This is a genomic window from Pseudomonas sp. SW-3 (assembly GCF_016615645.1).
Lineage (GTDB): Bacteria > Pseudomonadota > Gammaproteobacteria > Pseudomonadales > Pseudomonadaceae > Aquipseudomonas > Aquipseudomonas mandelii.
Genome location: NZ_CP067098.1, coordinates 6,097,284 through 6,113,616, shown reverse-complemented (window position 1 = coordinate 6,113,616; position 16,333 = coordinate 6,097,284). Strand labels below are relative to the sequence as shown.

Genomic DNA, 16,333 nt, shown 5'->3' with positions numbered 1-16,333 from the left:
TTCTCACAACGTAATGCGGTTCATGTAATTGCTGAAGGCCTGCAAGTAACGCGGGATCGGAATCAGGAAGGCGTCGTGGCCTTGCGGAGCGTCGATCTCGAGGTAGCAAACGTCCTTCTTGGCCGCCATCAGTGCGTTCACCAGTTCCCGCGAGCGGGCAGGGGAGAAGCGCCAGTCGGTGGTGAAAGACATCACGCAGAACTTGGCCTGGGCATTGGCGAAGGTTTTCGCCAGGTCATCGTCGAAGTTGGCTGCCGGGTCGAAGTAGTCCAGCGCCTTGGTCATCAGCAGGTACGTGTTAGCGTCGAAACGCCCGGAGAACTCTTCGCCCTGATAACGCAGGTAGCTTTCAACCTGGAACTCGACGCTGTGGAAGTCGTAGTTGAGCTTTTCGCTCTTGAGGCCACGACCGAATTTCTCGCCCATCGAGTCATCCGACAGGTAGGTGATGTGCCCGACCATCCGCGCCAGCATCAAACCGCGCTTGGGGATCACCCCGGCCTCCTGGAATGAACCGCCGTGGAAATCGGGGTCGGTGAGGATCGCCTGGCGCGCCACTTCGTTGAAGGCGATGTTCTGCGCCGACAACTTGGGGGCCGAGGCGATGGCCAGACAATGACGAATGCGGTCGGGGTAGGTGATGCTCCACTGCATCGCCTGCATGCCGCCGAGGCTGCCGCCGATTACGGCGGCCCATTGGCGAATGCCGAGCAGGTCGGCCAGGCGCGCCTGGCTGTGCACCCAGTCTTCCACGGTCAGGACCGGGAAGTCAGCGCCAAACGGCTTGCCGGTCTCCGGATTGATGCTGCTGGGGCCGGTGGAGCCGTTGCAGCCGCCGAGGTTGTTCAGGCTGACCACGAAGAATTTGTTGGTGTCGATCGGCTTGCCGGGGCCGATGCAACTGTCCCACCAACCGGGTTTGCGGTCGTCGGGGCTGTGGAAGCCGGCAGCGTGATGGTGACCCGACAAGGCGTGGCAGATCAGCACGGCGTTGCTCGCCGTGGCGTTCAGCGTGCCGTAGGTTTCGTAAATGAGGTCATAAGCTGGGAGCGAACGGCCACAGGCCAGGGCCAGGGGTTCACTGAAGTGCGCCACTTGCGGCGTCACCAGACCAACAGAATCGGCGGGAAAGGCAGTTGGCATCGACCCTGCTCTCGTTGAAATGAGGCGTAAGTCTAAAGACCGGTGGGGTCAGCGGCAAGCAAAGGGCGGGCCTGATTTCATTCAGCTGGACTGAGATGTGGCATTCGCGGGCAAGCCTCGCTCCTACAGGGATTGCGTCATCTTGCAGGCGCGAGGCTTGCCCGCGAAGAACGATGACGCGGTTAACCTGCCGGACGCAGCAGATCCGGCAAATCCGGCAACTTCTTCGGCGAACAGATCCGCACCCGCTTCTGCCGGTTCAACTCCCCGCTGATCAAACTGACCTGACTCTTGGACACCCCAAACGCCTTGGCCAGAAACGCCATCAGATACGCGTTGGCCTTGCCTTCGACCGGCGGTGCGGTCAGGCGAATCTTCAGCCGATCCCCGTGCAGCCCGCAGAAGTCATCGCTGCGGGCTGCCGGTTGCAGGTGACATTCCAGAATCAGATCATCACCGTCCCAGCGAAAGTAGCTCATCAGATCAGGCCGAGCAGCCCCATCGGCATCAGGGCGAAGTTCGCAAGGCGCGGGATCAGCCAGCTTTGCAGCAACTGGATCACGATAAACGCGAAGATCGGCGAGATGTCGAGGCCACCCAGGTTCGGAATGATCCGACGGAACGGGGCGAGTACTGGTTCAGTGATCTGCGCGACCAGTTCTGCACCTGGGTTGTGGCTGCCTGGGGCGACCCAGGACAGAATCACGCTGATGATCATCGCCCAGAAAATAATGTTCAAGAACAGAGAGAAGAGCGCGATCAGGGCCCATGGCACCAGGAACAGCCAGTCGACCATGAAGCCTTTGAGCAGCAGGATCACCGCGATCAGCAGCATTTGAATGATCAGCGCCAATACCAGTGACGACATGTCCAGCCCGAACATGCTCGGGATAATCCGGCGCAGCGGCTTGAGCAGCGGTTGGGTGGCCTTAACGATGAACTGGCAGAGCGGGTTGTAGAAGTTCGCCCGGACCAATTGCAGGATGAAGCGCATCAGTACGATCAGCAGGTACAGGCTGCCCAGGGTTTTAATTATGAAAATGGCAGCGTCATTGAGTCCAAGCATCATTAATTCCTTTGTAAGAGCTGATTAGCGGCCAAGTTGCTCAGCCATCTCGGCCGAACGCTGCGCAGCGGCGCCGAGTGCTTTTTCGACCAGCGCTTCAAAGCCGCCGGCCTGGAACGATTTGATTGCCGCTTCCGTGGTGCCCGCAGGGGACGTCACGCGACGGCGTAATTCAGCAGCGTCGACATCACTGGCAACCGCCATGTGTGCGGCACCCAACGCGGTTTGTACCGTCAATTGTGCGGCGATGTCCGCTGGCAGGCCGAGTTTCACGCCAGCGGCGGTCATGGCTTCGATCAGCAGGAAGAAGTACGCCGGACCCGAGCCGGAAACGGCGGTGACCGCGTCCAGTTGCTGCTCTTCGTTCAGCCACAGCGCAATGCCGACGGCCGACAACAGCTCTTCGGCTTGCTGACGTTGCTCAGCGTTTACTTCGGCCGTGGCAAACAAACCGCTTACGCCCTGACGCAGCAGCGCCGGGGTGTTGGGCATGCAGCGCACGATCGGCTGGGCGCCGAGCCAGTTGTTCATGCTGGCGCAGGTGATGCCGGCCGCAATCGAAACCACCAGTTGATTCGGTTTCAGGCTTGGGCGAATCGCTTCGCACACCGCTTTCATGGCCTGCGGCTTGACCGCCAGCACCACAACGTCAGCGTCTTGAATGGCATCGGCATTGTCGGCGAATACTTCAACGCCATGTTCAGCCTGCACCTTGGCGCGGGTTTCGGCGCCCGGATCGCTGGCGCGGATCTGTGCGGCGTCCAGGCCTTTGGCGCGAAGACCGCCGATGAGGCTGGCGGCCATGTTTCCGGCACCGATAAAGGCAATACGAGTCTTGCTCATGTCAGGTCCTTATCAAGAGAGGCGTCAGCCATTGTCATGGTTGACCGTAGTCGCGGGCGCCAAACAGGGCCGTACCGATGCGGACCCAAGTGGCACCCTGGGCGATGGCCGACTCGAGGTCGTGGCTCATGCCCATGGAAAGTGTGTCTAGCGGCAGATTCAGGCTGGCTTGCAGGCTTTGCACGGCAGCAAAAGCGGCATCCTGGGCGGCGCGATCTTCAGTCGGCTCAGGGATCGCCATCAGCCCTCGCAACTTGATGCGCGGCAATTCGCTGATGGACTTGGCCAGGGCCGGCAGGTCGGCCGGGGTGCAGCCGGATTTGCTGGCTTCACCGCTGACATTGACCTGGATGCAGATGTTCAGGGGCGGCAGATCGGCAGGGCGTTGTTCGGACAGGCGTTGTGCGATTTTCAAGCGATCCACGGAATGCACCCAGGCGAAGTGCTCGGCGATAGCGCGAGTCTTGTTCGATTGAATGGGGCCGATGAAGTGCCAGATCAAGGGCAGGTCGGCCAATTCGAGCTGTTTGCCCAAGGCTTCCTGCAAGTAGTTCTCGCCAAAATCGCTCACGCCTGCGGCATACGCCTCGCGCACGGCCTCGGCAGGCTTGGTCTTGCTCACCGCCAGCAGTTGAACGCTGTGCTCGTCGCGGTGGGCGGCAAGGGCGGCGGCGCGGATGCGCGAACTAACCTGAAGAATGTTGTCTGCTATCGTGGACATCAAAGAGGCGCCGGCGGTTTGAAGGTTGGCGGCATTCTACTGGAATTGAGGAGCGCTATGGATATCACTGAGCTGCTGGCCTTCAGCGCTAAACAGGGCGCGTCCGACCTGCACCTGTCTGCCGGCCTGCCACCGATGATTCGCGTCGACGGCGACGTGCGGCGCATCAACCTGCCGGCCCTGGACCACAAACAGGTGCATGAGCTGATCTACGACATCATGAACGACACCCAGCGGGTGGACTTCGAGAAACACCTGGAGACTGATTTTTCCTTCGAAGTGCCCGGCGTGGCGCGTTTCCGGGTCAACGCCTTCAACCAGAACCGGGGGGCGGGTGCGGTATTCCGGACCATCCCGTCGAAAGTCCTGAGCATGGACGACCTCGGCATGGGCGAGGTGTTTCGCAAGATCACCGAGGCGCCGCGCGGCCTGGTGCTGGTGACCGGCCCCACCGGTTCCGGCAAGTCCACCACCCTGGCGGCGATGATCGATTACCTGAACAACCATCGCCATCACCACATCCTCACCATCGAAGACCCCATCGAATTCGTCCATGAATCGCGTAAATGCCTGATCAACCAGCGCGAAGTCCACCGTGATACCCGTAGCTTCGCCACGGCCCTGCGCTCGGCGTTGCGGGAAGACCCGGACGTGATTCTGGTGGGGGAGATGCGTGATCTGGAGACCATCCGCCTGGCATTGACCGCCGCCGAGACCGGTCACCTGGTGTTCGGCACGCTGCACACCACGTCAGCGGCGAAGACCATCGACCGGGTGGTGGACGTGTTTCCGGGGGACGAGAAGTCGATGGTGCGGTCGATGCTGTCCGAGTCGTTACTGGCGGTGGTGTCGCAGACCCTGATCAAGAAGATCGGCGGTGGGCGCATTGCGGCGCACGAAATCATGCTCGGCACGTCGGCGATCCGTAACCTGATCCGCGAAGACAAGGTGGCGCAGATGTACTCGTCGATTCAGACCGGGGGCAGCCTGGGGATGCAGACGCTGGACATGTGCTTAAAGGATTTGGTGACCAAGGGCTTGATCAGCCGGGAGCATGCCCGGGAGAAGGCGCGGACGCCGGATAACTTCTGAGGTGTGAACGCGGGCCTGTGGCGAGGGAGCTTGCTCCCGCTGGGCTGCGAAGCAGACCTAAAAACGGGGAGCGCTGCGCACTCCAGCGGGAGCAAGCTCCCTCGCCACAAAAGCCGCGAAGGCGTCAGCAGATCAGCGCTGAACAACCTGAAGTGTGTTCTTCTCTTTCGGCAGAACCCGCTTGGCAACCACGTAGTGGCTTTCCCAGTACGGTTTCTTCAAGGTGTCGATGGTCACCGACTTGCCACGGCGCGGTGCGTGGATAAAACGGTCGTTGCCCAGGTAAATGGCAACGTGATTGACCCGACGGCTCTTGATGTTGAAGAAAATCAGGTCGCCCGGCTTCAGATCCTTGCGATCGACTTTCTCGCCATGACCGCTGGCCATGGCATTGGACGTGCGTGGCAGGTCGAACGTGGCGTCATTGAACGCGTATTTCACCAGGCCGCTGCAATCGAACCCTTTACTTGGGCTGCTGCCGCCCCAACGGTAAGGTGTACCGAGGACGTTGACGGCGCGACTCAGCACGTTGCTGCTTTCCTTGGTCGCCATCGGCGGAACAAGGCTGCTTTTACTAGCCAGCTGTGGAGCACGTTTTTCGGTTTTCTTGTTTTTGCTCGAAGGAGCAGAAACATGGGATTTTTGGGTGTAACCATTAACGTTTGGAAGACGTTGCTCACGATTGGTGGCGTGGGCGGCCAGTGGCATCAAAAGGCAAATGGTTAGCCATGTCTTGAAAAATGGACGCATTAGGCAAGGCTCATATGGGTTAGCGCGCAACTTTATAACAGCTTTTTTTGCCCTTCCGAGGCCGTTGGTCGATTCAACTTGTGGTCAACGGAACCAAATAAGCGGCAAATGGACGCAATTGTCGGACAGAAGTCAGGTGGTATAAGGCTTTGACGCAACCGAAGGTAGCATGTGCCATACGTCGGCAACCTGTAAAAAAGTCACAAAGAATTCAAGAATATTTATCTATCGTGTGAATCGAGGTCCTTCATGAACACCTATCAACAGGCTGGCCAGCAGCAAGATACACACAGCAAAGTGATCGGCTACCTGCTGTGGATTTTTGGTTTTACCGGGGCTCACCGCTTCTATTACGGCAAGCCGGTGACCGGGACGATCTGGTTTTTCACCTTCGGTTTGCTGGGTATTGGCTGGCTGATCGACATCTTCCTGATCCCGGCCATGGACCGTGAAGCGGACCTGCGTTTTACCGCCGGACCCATCGAGTACAACGTAGCGTGGATTCTGCTGACGTTTCTCGGTGTCTTCGGCGTACACCGGATGTATCAGGGGAAGTGGCTCAGCGGTTTGCTGTACCTGGTGACGGGCGGGTTGTTCTTTCTGGGGGTGCTGTATGACTTCTGGACGCTGAATGACCAGGTGTCTGTGCGTAACGCGCAGAATCGCGGCACTTTCCAGTAAACCATCGCCAGCAGGCTAGCTCCCACAGGGGATTTGTGTTGTTCACAGATCCTGCGTGGGAGCTAGCCCTGCTAGCGATTGGGACAGCCCAGCTCAAGACTGGTGGCTGATCCGTCCATCCACCAGGGTGTAGCGCACGACGCCTGGCAGGCTATGCCCAATGAACGGGCAGTTTTCACCCTTGGACAGCCAGGTCTCACCGGCCACGGTCGAAGCCGCCGGATCAAACAGCACGATGTCCGCCGGCCCGCCTACGGCTAACTTGCCCGCCGGCAAGCGCAACGCCTCGGCAGGCCCGGTGCTGAGGCGCGCCAACAACGTTGGCAGATCCAGCAGCCCATCCTCCACCAGCGTCATCGCCAGCGGCAGCAGCAGTTCAACGCTGCTGATGCCCGGCTCGGTCGCGCCAAACGGTGCCAGTTTGGCATCCCGTTCGTGGGGCTGGTGATGGCTGGAGATGGCCGAAACCACCCCCGACTTCACCGCTGCACGCAAGCCATCGCGGTCGGCGCGGGTGCGCAGCGGCGGCTGGACGTGATAGAGGCTGCTGAAGTCGATCAGCGCTTCGTCGGTCAGGATCAGTTGATACAACGCCACATCGGCGGTCACCGGCAGGCCACGGGCCTGGGCCTGAGCGATCAGCGCCACGCCGCGAGCGCTGGTGAGCTGGCTGAAGTGCGCACGCACGCCGCTTTGCTCGACCAGCAGCAGGTCCCGGGCCAGGGCCACGGTCTCGGCGGTTTCCGGAATGCCCGGCAAGCCGAGGAAACTGGCGGTCGGGCCTTCGTGGGCCAAACCACCTTCGGCCAGATCATGATCCTGAGAGTTGAAAATCACCGTCAGGTCGAAGGTCGCCGCGTATTCCAGCGCCCGGCACAACGTGCGGGTGTTGCGGAAGCTCTCCAGACCGTTGCCGAAGGCCACGCAGCCGGCATCGCGCAAAGCGACCAGTTCGGCCAGCTGTTCGCCGTCCAGGCCTTTGCTCAGGGCGCCGATCGGGAAGACTTTGGTGTTGCCGGCCTCTCGGGCGCGGTCGAGGATCAGTTCGGCCACGGCCGAAGTATCGAGCACCGGTTTGGTTTTCGGCGGGCAGCACAGGCTGGTGACGCCACCGGCCGCGGCGGCGCGGGTTTCGCTGATGATCGAGCCTTTGCGGCTGTAGCCCGGCTCGCGCAGGGCGACGTTCAGGTCAACCAGGCCAGGGGCGGCCACCAGGCCTTTGGCGTCAATGGTGTCGACGGGCACAAAACCGGCGGGCGCGGCGCCCAGGGCAACGACCTTGCAGGCTTCAATATGGATATCGGTAACTTGATCCAGGCCTGTGGCCGGATCGATGACACGTGCGCCGAGAATGCTGAGCTTCACTGGGCGTTCTCCTGCTCGAATTGACGTTGCGCAGTCTGCCCGCTCATGGCCATGGACAAAACGGCCATACGAATCGCGATGCCGTAGGTGACCTGGTTGAGGATCACCGAGTGCGGACCGTCGGCCACCGCCGACTCAATCTCCACCCCACGGTTGATCGGCCCCGGGTGCATGACGATGCAGTCCGGCTTGGCCCCGGCCAGGCGCGCGGTGGTCAGGCCGAACAGGCGGTAGAACTCGCCCTCGCTCGGTAGCAGGCCGCCGGTCATGCGTTCGCGTTGCAGGCGCAGCATGATCACCACATCGACGTCTTTCAGGCCTTCGGTCATGTCGGTGTACACCTTCACGCCGTATTGCTCGATGCCGATCGGCAGCAGGGTTTTCGGCGCGATCACACGGATGTCCGGGCAGCCGAGGGTTTTCAGCGCCAGCATGTTCGAGCGCGCCACCCGCGAGTGCAGGATGTCGCCGACGATGGCCACGGAGAGGTTTTCAAAGCCGCCCTTGTGCCGGCGGATCGTCAGCATGTCGAGCATGCCCTGGGTCGGGTGCGCATGACGGCCGTCGCCGCCGTTGATGATCGCCACTTGCGGGCAGACATGTTCGGCAATGAAGTGCGCCGCACCTGAATCACCGTGACGCACGACGAACATGTCGGCGGCCATGGCTTCCAGGTTGCGCAGGGTGTCGAGCAGGGTTTCGCCCTTGCTCGCCGACGAGGTCGACACGTTCAGCGTGATGACGTCGGCCGATAGCCGTTGGGCCGCCAGCTCGAAGGTGGTGCGGGTGCGGGTGGAGTTCTCGAAGAACACGTTGCACACGGTCTTGCCGCGCAGCAACGGGACTTTCTTCACCGCCCGGGCGCCGACTTCGAGGAACGAGTCGGCGGTGTCGAGGATTTCCGTCAGCAACTCGCGGCGCAAACCGTCGAGCGAGAGGAAGTGGCGCAGCTGGCCCTGATCATTGAGCTGCAGCGGGCGCTTGGTTTCTAGAGGCGTCATCGCGAGGGGGACTCTCAATAGGGCGGATTAAAGGGCGAGGTCTTGCAGTTCGAGCTTGAGCTCCGGGCCGGACAGCTTTACCCGCTCGTGAGCCGCAAGCGTCAGCGTCGCACCGACCACGTTCGGGCGGATCGGCAACTCGCCGGCATCGAGGTCCAGCAGGCACACCAGCGTCACGCTAGCCGGGCGGCCGTAGTCGAACAGTTCATTCATGGCGGCGCGGATGGTTCGACCGCTCATCAACACGTCGTCGATCAGCACCAGGTGCTGGCCTTCGATTTCGAACGGCAGGGCGGACGGGCGCACTTGCGGGTGCAGGCCGTTCTGGCTGAAATCGTCGCGGTAGAAGGACACGTCCAGGGTGCCGAGGGGCGCATCACTGCCCAGTTCATCGAGCAACGCCTGGGCGACCCAGACGCCGCCGGTACGAATGCCGATGTAACGCGGTTCGCTGATGCCACGGTGTTCCAGATGTGCCTTGAGACGGATCGCCATCTGGCTGATCAGTTCGGCGGGATTGGGCAGGCTCATGGTTGCTCCTTCTTGGGCCCGAGCCGGTGCGTGCGGGGTTTGGCTCGGGTTGTAGCTAAGAGAGACGCTGTGACGGCGCTTCAGGATTCGAACAGTGCGGTGTTTTCGTCGAGCCAGCCTTGCAACAGCAGGGCGGCGGCGATGGCGTCGACCGGGTTGTCGCGGTAACTGCCTTTTTGCCCGCCGCGATCACGCCGCTCGCCTTTGGCTTCGAAGGTGGTCAGGCGTTCGTCGTGCGTATAGAAGGGCAGGTTGTAGCGGCCATTGAGGCGTCGGGCGAATTTCTCCGCGCGCAGGCACATGTCGCTCGGCGTGCCGTCCATGTTCAGGGGCAGGCCGACGACCACGGCGTCGGGCTTCCACTCTTTAATGAGGGCTTCGACTTGGTTCCAGTCGGGAATACCGTTTTGCGCCTTCAAGGTGCACAGCTCGCGGGCCTGACCGGTAATCACCTGGCCGACCGCAACGCCGATCTGTTTGGTGCCGTAGTCAAAACCCAGAATCAGTCGCAGGGCCATCAGGCGTGGCCCGCCTGGCTGGTCAGCAGGCTGAGATTGACCCCGAGGTGCTTGGCCGCTGCATCCAGGCGCAGTTCGCTGCTGGTGTTGAACAGGATGTCGGCGTCAAACGGACAGGTCAGCCAGGCGTTCTGCGCCAGTTCGGCTTCAAGCTGTCCGGCTTCCCAGCCAGCGTAACCGAGGGCAATGACGCTTTTGGCCGGGCCGACGCCGTCAGCGATGGCGAACAGCACGTCCTGGGAGGTGGACAAGGAAAGGTCGCCTTCCAGATCAACGGTCGCCTGAAAGGTCTTGCCCGAAGGGTGCAGGACAAAACCACGGTCGGTCTGCACCGGGCCGCCGATGAAGATCGGCACATGCTGGCAGAGCACCGGCGGTTCGATGTCGGGGCGCAATTGCTCGAGGATATCGGCCAGATTCAGGTCTTGCGGGCGGTTGACCACCAGCCCCATGGCACCATTGGCCGTGTGCTCGACGATGTAGGTCAAGGTGTGCGCAAAGTTCGGGTCGGCCATGTGAGGCATGGCGATCAGGAAGTGATGCTTGAGGTAGCTGGGGCTGACGTTCTTCATGAGCGCTAGTGTGGCGTTGGAGGGGCGAACTGACAAGCTGGGGATGCACAGGAAATGCCTGGGCGGGTGTCTTTTGATCCGGGTTTTGCTTGAGGGCCTCTTCGCGTGCAAGCCTCGCTCCTACAGGTTCGGTATGTACCGCAAAAGTGGCGCATGACCTGTAGACGCGAGGCTTGCACGCGAAGGCGCCGGCTCAATCACCACAAATCAATTGATCAATTACTGGACAACCGGTCCCCACGGGCGAATTTCCATGTGCGGATGATCTCCAGCCGATCAATGTCCGACAAATCCCCGGTAAACGGTGAAAACGGTGCCGCCAGCCGCACAATCCGCTGCGCCGCCTGATCCAGCAGCGGTTGCCCGGAGGATTCCAGCACCAGCACTTCATACAGCGAGCCATCGCGGTTGATCGAAACCATCAGGCGCAAATTGCCGTAGATCTGCTTGCGCCGCGCTTCGTCGGGGTAATTCAGGTTGCCGATGCGCTCGACCTTCTTGCGCCATTCGTCCTTATACCAGGCGCCCTTGTCTTTCATGGTCGAAGCAGCGCTCAGGCGGTGGATTCGCGGGCGCTTGGCGTACAGCTGTTGTTCGTTGGCCAGTTCCGCTTCCAGGCTGGCGATGTCGCTGGACAGCTGTTCAGTGTCGAACGTCGGCGCCGCCACCGCAGGCTTGGTTATCGGCTTGATCTCTTCGTTCTTGGCCGGGGCTTTTTTCGGCTTCGGCGCGACCGTGGTCACGGCAGCCTTTGGCGCGGCTTCCGGCACTGGCGGCTTGGCGGCCGGCGGTGGCGTGACTTTCTGCACCTTGTTGTCCTGGAAGGGCGCGACCTCGGTGGTCTTGGGAATCGCCTTTTTATCCAGGGTGCCGCTGCCTTCCTGATTCTCTTGGGCAAGGAAATCAGCTTTCGCAGGCTTCTTTTCGCTTTTGAAGGTGGCGAGGGTGATTTCCAGGGTTTTGCTGATCTGCTTGGGTTCGACCATCGTGAACCCGACGCCCAACAGCAAGGCCAGGTGAATCAGCGCCGCTAGAAACAGGGTAAATCCGAGGCGATCGGCCGGGCGCACGCCACGATGGGCGAGTTCAGGGGGCAGATCGGACGGAAGTGTCATGACAAAAAAACCAACATCGCGTTTTTACGGGCTCGGCATGATAACGCAATGTTGGTTTTTAGCTTCAAGCTACAAGTATCAAGCGACAAGCTGTAGGGCGTCAGCTTCAAGCTTGCGGCTTGCGGCTTGAAGCTTGCAGCTGCTTCTCTATGGCATCCATCAGCATGCCGCCGATGTCGGTGCCAAACGCATTATCAATCTCGCGAATGCAGGTCGGGCTGGTGACGTTGATTTCGGTGAGGTGCTCACCAATCACGTCCAGACCCACGAACAGCAGGCCTTTCTCACGCAGGGTCGGGCCGACCTGAGCAGCGATCCAGCGATCCTTGTCGGTCAACGGGCGGGCTTCGCCACGACCGCCGGCCGCCAGGTTGCCACGGGTTTCACCGGCGGCCGGGATGCGTGCCAGGCAGTAATCCACGGGTTCGCCGTCGATCATCAGGATGCGTTTGTCGCCATCGACGATTGCCGGCAAGTAACCCTGGATCATGATCTGCTGCTTGCCATGCAAGGTCAGGGTTTCGAGGATCACCGACAGGTTCGGGTGGCCGACGGTGTGACGGAAGATCGACGAGCCGCCCATGCCGTCCAGCGGCTTGAGGATCACATCGCCGTGGTGATCGGCGAACTCGCGCAGCACGTCCGGGCGACGGCTGACGATGGTCGGCGGCGTGCACTGCGGGAACAGCGTGGCGAACAGCTTTTCGTTGCAATCGCGCAGGCTTTGCGGCTTGTTGACCACCAGCACGCCAGCGCGCTCGGCTTGCTCCAGCAGGTACGTGGAGTAGACGAACTCCATGTCGAATGGCGGATCCTTGCGCATCAGGATCACGTCAAGATCGCTCAGCAGCGCGTCGGTCTCGGCTTCCAGTTCGAACCATTTTTCCGGGTTGGCGAAGACTTTCAGCGGACGCATCCGCGCTCGGGCTTCACCTTCGGCCTGGTACAAATCGCTCTGTTCCATATAGAACAGTTCCCAGCCGCGCTTCTGTGCGGCCAGCAGCATGGCCAGCGAGCTATCCTTTTTATAGGAGATGCTGGCAATAGGGTCCATGACAATCCCGACGCGAACGCTCATGGGTTTTTCCTCGAATTGGGGTGGTCCGGATGGACACGAAAAAGTGGCGTCAGATTGGCGCCCAGTGTGTTCCCGGTCAAGGAAAAACCACCGTGTCAGTCGCCCGATAGATTGGTGTTGGAGACTGTGCTAAAAAGGCTGCCATGTCGTGCTGGCCCTTGAACATCAAGGGTTTCGAGCCACCGAAGGTCCGTAAACGGACAATTTGATTCGCAAAGGCGACGGTAGAGCATTTATGGAACAGCATTCCAGCGCCTTGAAGGTCATGGTGATCGACGATTCGAAGACGATTCGTCGTACCGCCGAAACGCTGTTGAAAAACGTGGGTTGTGAAGTCATCACGGCCATCGATGGTTTCGATGCCCTGGCCAAGATTGCCGATAACCATCCCGGCATCATCTTTGTCGACATCATGATGCCGCGCCTGGATGGCTATCAGACCTGCGCGTTGATCAAGAACCACAGTGCGTTCAAGTCCACGCCAGTGATTATGCTGTCGTCCAAGGACGGGCTGTTCGACAAGGCCAAGGGGCGCATCGTCGGCTCCGACCAGTTTTTGACCAAGCCTTTCAGCAAGGAAGAACTGCTGAACGCGATCCAGGCCCATGTACCGGGCTTCGCCGCCGTTTTGCCGCAGTAGGACACGCACAGTGACGCTCGGCCAGCGGGCCCGGCGTTGACAAGAATGGGGAAGACCATGGCACGTATTCTGATCGTCGATGATTCGCCGACCGAAATGTACAAACTGACCGGCATGCTGGAAAAGCACGGTCATGAAGTGTTGAAAGCCGAAAACGGCGCCGACGGCGTGGCCCTGGCCCGTCAGGAAAAACCCGACGCGGTGCTCATGGACATCGTCATGCCCGGCCTCAACGGTTTCCAGGCGACCCGCCAGTTGACCAAAGACCCGGACACCGGGCACATCCCGGTGATCATCATCACCACCAAGGATCAGGAAACCGACAAAGTCTGGGGCACACGCCAGGGCGCCAAGGATTACCTGACCAAACCGGTCGACGAAGAGACCCTGATCAAAACCCTGAACAACGTGCTGGCCGGTTGATCGTCCGGCCATGACCGAGTCGCTGACGGCTTTCGAACTGCTGCTGCAGATTGACCAGCGCTGTCGTCTGCTGGCGGCGGACCTGCCATCCCAGCCAACCCGACAGGACCGCTGGAGCGGCATCGGCTTTCGCTTGGGCGAAAACTGGTACGTCGCGCCCATGGGCGAAGTCAGCGAGGTCCTGCACGAACCGCGTTTCACCCAGTTGCCGGGCGTCAAACCCTGGGTCAAGGGTGTGGCCAACTTGCGCGGACGATTGCTGCCGATCATGGATTTGTGCAGCTTCTTCGGACATGAGCAGTCGACCCTGCGCAAACAGCGGCGGGTGTTGGTGGTGGAGCACGGTGAAGTGTTTGCCGGGTTGATGGTCGACGAAGTCTTCGGCTTGCAGCACTTTGCCCAGGACAGTCTGGAACCGGTGTCGATGGCCGATCTGCACGGGCCGATTGCCGCGTTCGTCCAGGGCCGGTTTCAGCGTGAGCAGACGTGGCAAATATTCAGCCCGTTTACGCTGGCGCAGTCGCAAAGCTTTATGCATGTAGCGCTGTAATCAAGGCGACGCCCCAATCCTGCAGGAGCGAGGCTTGCCCGCGAAGAACGAAAACGCGGTGTTCCCGTAAGACCGTAGCGCCTGCTTCGCGGGCAAGCCTCGCTCTTGCAAGGGCGTCGTTGAATCAGGCAGTACAGGCGAGGACCGATGATAAAAACAAAAACAGGCAAGCCAGAAGGATCGCGCAGCCGCTCGCAGATCATCGTGCTGTTCATCGCGCTGATCATCTTCATCATGCTGCTGTTTGCCAACTTCGCTTACCTCAACACGCAAGCCACGTATGACAAACAGTACATCGGCCACGCCGGCGAACTGCGCGTGCTGTCCCAACGCATCGCCAAAAACGCCACCGAAGCCGCTGCCGGCAAGGCGGCAGCGTTCAAGCTGCTGAGCGATGCACGCAACGACTTCGCCCAACGCTGGGGTTACTTGAAGAAGGGCGACCCGGCCACCGGCCTGCCGCCAGCGCCGTCCGCCGTGCGCCCGGAAATGCGCGCCGTTCAGCTGGACTGGGAACGGCTGCTGAAAAACACCGACGCCATCCTCTCCAGCGAGCAGACCGTACTCTCGCTGCATCAGGTCGCCGCGACGCTGGCCGAAACCGTGCCGCAGTTGCAGGTCGAATACGAAAAAGTCGTCGAAATCCTCTTGCAGCGCGGCGCGCCGGCCGCTCAGGTGGCCATGGCCCAGCGTCAGTCGCTGCTGGCCGAACGCATCCTGGGCGCGGTGAACACCGTGCTGTCCGGCGATGAAAATTCACAACAGGCCGCCGACGCGTTCGGTCGCGACGCCGCGCGATTCGGCCAGGTACTCAATGGCATGCTCCAGGGCAATACGTCGCTGCGAGTCAGCCAGGTCGAAGACCGCGATGCGCGTGCCCGCTTGACCGAGATTTCCGAGCTGTTCGAGTTTGTTTCCGGCTCTGTGGATGAAATCCTCGAAACCTCGCCGGAGCTGTTCAAGGTTCGCGAATCGGCGACCAACATCTTCACCTTGTCGCAGACCCTGCTCGACGAAGCCTCGCACCTGGCCAGCGGGTTCGAAAACCTTGCCGGCGGGCGCGACACCGACACCATTGGCGGCTACGTGCTGGGCCTGTTGGCGCTGATGTCGATCATTCTTATCGGCCTTGTGATGGTGCGCGAAACCAACCGCCAGCTGCGCGAAACCGCCGAGAAGAACGAGCGCAACCAGACCGCGATCATGCGCCTGCTCGACGAGATCGAAGACCTCGCCGACGGCGACCTCACCGTGACGGCCTCGGTGACCGAAGACTTCACCGGGACCATCGCCGACTCGATCAACTATTCCGTTGATCAACTGCGCGACCTGGTGGCGACCATCAACCTCACCGCTGGCCAGGTCGCCGCCGCCGTGCAGGAAACCCAGGCCACGGCGATGCACCTGGCCCAGGCGTCGGAACATCAGGCGCAACAGATCAGCGAAGCCTCCACCGCGATCAACGACATGGCCCAGTCCATCGACCAGGTCTCCGCCAACGCTGCCGAGTCCTCGGCGGTGGCGGAACGTTCGGTGGAAATCGCCAACAAGGGCAACGAGGTGGTGCACAACACCATCCACGGCATGGACAACATTCGCGAGCAGATCCAGGACACCGCCAAGCGCATCAAGCGTCTGGGCGAGTCCTCTCAGGAAATCGGCGACATTGTCAGCCTGATCGATGACATTGCCGATCAGACCAACATCCTTGCGCTCAACGCGGCGATCCAGGCCTCGATGGCCGGTGATGCCGGGCGCGGTTTTGCAGTGGTGGCCGATGAAGTGCAGCGTCTGGCCGAGCGTTCGTCCGCCGCTACCCGGCAGATCGAAACCCTGGTGCGAGCGATCCAGACCGACACCAACGAAGCCGTGATTTCCATGGAACAGACCACCACCGAAGTGGTGCGCGGCGCGCGTCTGGCGCAGGATGCCGGTGTGGCCCTGGAAGAAATCGAAGGCGTGTCGAAGACCCTGGCGGCGTTGATCCAGAGTATTTCCAACGCTGCGCAGCAGCAGACGTCTTCAGCCGGTCAGATTTCCCTGACGATGAACGTGATCCAGCAGATCACCACGCAGACTTCGTCGGGCTCGACCGCCACCGCCGAAAGCATTGGCAACCTGGCGAAAATGGCCAGTCAGCTGCGGCGCTCGGTGTCCGGTTTCACCTTGCCGGCGGCCAAGGCGCAGGCGGCGGATAAAGTGTGAAGCGCCCGCAGGCGTTCGGGTTTTTTTGAGTAGAGCAGT

General features: G+C 60.9%; 19 protein-coding genes. 6 read left to right on the top strand and 13 right to left on the bottom strand.

Annotated features, from left to right (window positions below):
- Nucleotides 1-3 precede the first annotated feature (3 nt).
- The 5 genes from metX to JIO00_RS27730 form a co-directional block, all read right to left on the bottom strand.
- A complete protein-coding gene (gene metX / locus JIO00_RS27750; protein ID WP_010466830.1) occupies nt 4-1,143 on the bottom strand; it encodes a homoserine O-succinyltransferase MetX in 1,140 nt (379 codons plus the stop codon).
- Nucleotides 1,144-1,325: 182 nt separating this feature from the next.
- Complete coding sequence (locus JIO00_RS27745) at nt 1,326-1,622, bottom strand: DUF167 domain-containing protein (protein WP_008007416.1); 297 nt, start codon at nt 1,620-1,622, stop codon at nt 1,326-1,328.
- A complete protein-coding gene (locus tag JIO00_RS27740; RefSeq protein ID WP_169857150.1) occupies nt 1,622-2,209 on the bottom strand; it encodes a YggT family protein in 588 nt (195 codons plus the stop codon). Before JIO00_RS27740 ends, JIO00_RS27745 begins: the two co-directional genes overlap by 1 nt.
- Before the next feature lie 24 nt (nt 2,210-2,233).
- Nucleotides 2,234-3,052, bottom strand: a complete 819-nt coding sequence (gene proC / locus JIO00_RS27735; protein WP_200667244.1) for a pyrroline-5-carboxylate reductase — start codon at nt 3,050-3,052, stop codon at nt 2,234-2,236.
- A 34-nt stretch (nt 3,053-3,086) separates the two neighbouring features.
- Nucleotides 3,087-3,773, bottom strand: coding sequence for a YggS family pyridoxal phosphate-dependent enzyme (locus JIO00_RS27730; protein WP_010466839.1), 687 nt, complete (start codon nt 3,771-3,773; stop codon nt 3,087-3,089).
- A 57-nt stretch (nt 3,774-3,830) separates the two neighbouring features.
- Here JIO00_RS27730 and JIO00_RS27725 point away from each other — a divergent pair, with 57 nt between their 5' ends.
- Nucleotides 3,831-4,865 (top strand): type IV pilus twitching motility protein PilT, encoded by a 1,035-nt coding sequence (locus JIO00_RS27725; protein WP_010466841.1) that lies wholly within the window; start codon nt 3,831-3,833, stop codon nt 4,863-4,865.
- A gap of 132 nt (nt 4,866-4,997) precedes the next feature.
- Here JIO00_RS27725 and JIO00_RS27720 read toward each other — a convergent pair whose 3' ends face one another.
- Entirely contained in the window at nt 4,998-5,615 is a 618-nt protein-coding gene (locus tag JIO00_RS27720) for a C40 family peptidase (RefSeq protein WP_077747226.1), read from the bottom strand.
- A 249-nt stretch (nt 5,616-5,864) separates the two neighbouring features.
- On the opposite strand from JIO00_RS27720, the gene JIO00_RS27715 reads away from it, so the two are divergent.
- A complete protein-coding gene (locus JIO00_RS27715; RefSeq protein ID WP_010466845.1) occupies nt 5,865-6,296 on the top strand; it encodes an NINE protein in 432 nt (143 codons plus the stop codon).
- A gap of 93 nt (nt 6,297-6,389) precedes the next feature.
- Here the strand turns inward: JIO00_RS27715 and JIO00_RS27710 are convergent, their stop codons facing one another.
- The 7 genes from JIO00_RS27710 to gshB form a co-directional block, all read right to left on the bottom strand.
- Nucleotides 6,390-7,661 carry a dihydroorotase gene (locus JIO00_RS27710; RefSeq protein ID WP_010466848.1) on the bottom strand — a complete coding sequence of 424 codons (1,272 nt, stop codon included), beginning with the start codon at nt 7,659-7,661 and terminating at the stop codon, nt 6,390-6,392.
- Nucleotides 7,658-8,662: an aspartate carbamoyltransferase catalytic subunit gene (locus JIO00_RS27705; protein ID WP_007897943.1), complete on the bottom strand. Its 1,005-nt coding sequence runs from the start codon at nt 8,660-8,662 to the stop codon at nt 7,658-7,660. The genes JIO00_RS27710 and JIO00_RS27705 overlap by 4 nt, the downstream gene beginning before the upstream one ends.
- 27 nt (nt 8,663-8,689) lie before the next feature.
- Complete coding sequence (gene pyrR, locus JIO00_RS27700; protein WP_010466851.1) at nt 8,690-9,193, bottom strand: bifunctional pyr operon transcriptional regulator/uracil phosphoribosyltransferase PyrR; 504 nt, start codon at nt 9,191-9,193, stop codon at nt 8,690-8,692.
- 80 nt (nt 9,194-9,273) lie between these two features.
- Nucleotides 9,274-9,711 carry a Holliday junction resolvase RuvX gene (gene ruvX / locus JIO00_RS27695; protein ID WP_005792259.1) on the bottom strand — a complete coding sequence of 146 codons (438 nt, stop codon included), beginning with the start codon at nt 9,709-9,711 and terminating at the stop codon, nt 9,274-9,276.
- Nucleotides 9,711-10,283 (bottom strand): YqgE/AlgH family protein, encoded by a 573-nt coding sequence (locus JIO00_RS27690; protein ID WP_077747229.1) that lies wholly within the window; start codon nt 10,281-10,283, stop codon nt 9,711-9,713. The genes ruvX and JIO00_RS27690 overlap by 1 nt, the downstream gene beginning before the upstream one ends.
- A 215-nt stretch (nt 10,284-10,498) precedes the next feature.
- Nucleotides 10,499-11,398: an energy transducer TonB gene (locus JIO00_RS27685; RefSeq protein WP_083375545.1), complete on the bottom strand. Its 900-nt coding sequence runs from the start codon at nt 11,396-11,398 to the stop codon at nt 10,499-10,501.
- A 106-nt stretch (nt 11,399-11,504) separates the two neighbouring features.
- Nucleotides 11,505-12,476: a glutathione synthase gene (gshB, locus tag JIO00_RS27680; RefSeq protein WP_200667242.1), complete on the bottom strand. Its 972-nt coding sequence runs from the start codon at nt 12,474-12,476 to the stop codon at nt 11,505-11,507.
- Between the two features lie 235 nt (nt 12,477-12,711).
- Between gshB and pilG the strand changes: the two genes are divergently transcribed.
- The 4 genes from pilG (at nt 12,712) to JIO00_RS27660 (ending at nt 16,294) form a co-directional block, all read left to right on the top strand.
- A complete protein-coding gene (pilG, locus tag JIO00_RS27675) occupies nt 12,712-13,116 on the top strand; it encodes a twitching motility response regulator PilG (RefSeq protein ID WP_010466861.1) in 405 nt (134 codons plus the stop codon).
- A gap of 57 nt (nt 13,117-13,173) precedes the next feature.
- Entirely contained in the window at nt 13,174-13,539 is a 366-nt protein-coding gene (gene pilH / locus JIO00_RS27670) for a twitching motility response regulator PilH (RefSeq protein WP_027926574.1), read from the top strand.
- Nucleotides 13,540-13,549: 10 nt separating this feature from the next.
- Entirely contained in the window at nt 13,550-14,089 is a 540-nt protein-coding gene (locus tag JIO00_RS27665; protein ID WP_010466863.1) for a chemotaxis protein CheW, read from the top strand.
- Nucleotides 14,090-14,236: 147 nt separating this feature from the next.
- Nucleotides 14,237-16,294 carry a methyl-accepting chemotaxis protein gene (locus tag JIO00_RS27660; RefSeq protein ID WP_010466865.1) on the top strand — a complete coding sequence of 686 codons (2,058 nt, stop codon included), beginning with the start codon at nt 14,237-14,239 and terminating at the stop codon, nt 16,292-16,294.
- The last annotated feature ends 39 nt before the right edge of the window (nt 16,295-16,333 follow it).

Excerpts from the sequence above, each read along its gene's own strand:
- metX (WP_010466830.1), bottom strand. The coding sequence starts at position 1,143 with ATGCCAACTGCCTTTCCCGCCGATTCTGTTGGTCTGGTGACGCCGCAA.
- JIO00_RS27745 (WP_008007416.1), bottom strand. The coding sequence starts at position 1,622 with ATGAGCTACTTTCGCTGGGACGGTGATGATCTGATTCTGGAATGTCAC.
- JIO00_RS27740 (WP_169857150.1), bottom strand. The coding sequence starts at position 2,209 with ATGCTTGGACTCAATGACGCTGCCATTTTCATAATTAAAACCCTGGGC.
- proC (WP_200667244.1), bottom strand. The coding sequence starts at position 3,052 with ATGAGCAAGACTCGTATTGCCTTTATCGGTGCCGGAAACATGGCCGCC.
- JIO00_RS27730 (WP_010466839.1), bottom strand. The coding sequence starts at position 3,773 with ATGTCCACGATAGCAGACAACATTCTTCAGGTTAGTTCGCGCATCCGC.
- JIO00_RS27725 (WP_010466841.1), top strand. The coding sequence starts at position 3,831 with ATGGATATCACTGAGCTGCTGGCCTTCAGCGCTAAACAGGGCGCGTCC.
- JIO00_RS27720 (WP_077747226.1), bottom strand. The coding sequence starts at position 5,615 with ATGCGTCCATTTTTCAAGACATGGCTAACCATTTGCCTTTTGATGCCA.
- JIO00_RS27715 (WP_010466845.1), top strand. The coding sequence starts at position 5,865 with ATGAACACCTATCAACAGGCTGGCCAGCAGCAAGATACACACAGCAAA.
- JIO00_RS27705 (WP_007897943.1), bottom strand. The coding sequence starts at position 8,662 with ATGACGCCTCTAGAAACCAAGCGCCCGCTGCAGCTCAATGATCAGGGC.
- pyrR (WP_010466851.1), bottom strand. The coding sequence starts at position 9,193 with ATGAGCCTGCCCAATCCCGCCGAACTGATCAGCCAGATGGCGATCCGT.
- ruvX (WP_005792259.1), bottom strand. The coding sequence starts at position 9,711 with ATGGCCCTGCGACTGATTCTGGGTTTTGACTACGGCACCAAACAGATC.
- JIO00_RS27690 (WP_077747229.1), bottom strand. The coding sequence starts at position 10,283 with ATGAAGAACGTCAGCCCCAGCTACCTCAAGCATCACTTCCTGATCGCC.
- JIO00_RS27685 (WP_083375545.1), bottom strand. The coding sequence starts at position 11,398 with ATGACACTTCCGTCCGATCTGCCCCCTGAACTCGCCCATCGTGGCGTG.
- gshB (WP_200667242.1), bottom strand. The coding sequence starts at position 12,476 with ATGAGCGTTCGCGTCGGGATTGTCATGGACCCTATTGCCAGCATCTCC.
- pilG (WP_010466861.1), top strand. The coding sequence starts at position 12,712 with ATGGAACAGCATTCCAGCGCCTTGAAGGTCATGGTGATCGACGATTCG.
- pilH (WP_027926574.1), top strand. The coding sequence starts at position 13,174 with ATGGCACGTATTCTGATCGTCGATGATTCGCCGACCGAAATGTACAAA.
- JIO00_RS27665 (WP_010466863.1), top strand. The coding sequence starts at position 13,550 with ATGACCGAGTCGCTGACGGCTTTCGAACTGCTGCTGCAGATTGACCAG.
- JIO00_RS27660 (WP_010466865.1), top strand. The coding sequence starts at position 14,237 with ATGATAAAAACAAAAACAGGCAAGCCAGAAGGATCGCGCAGCCGCTCG.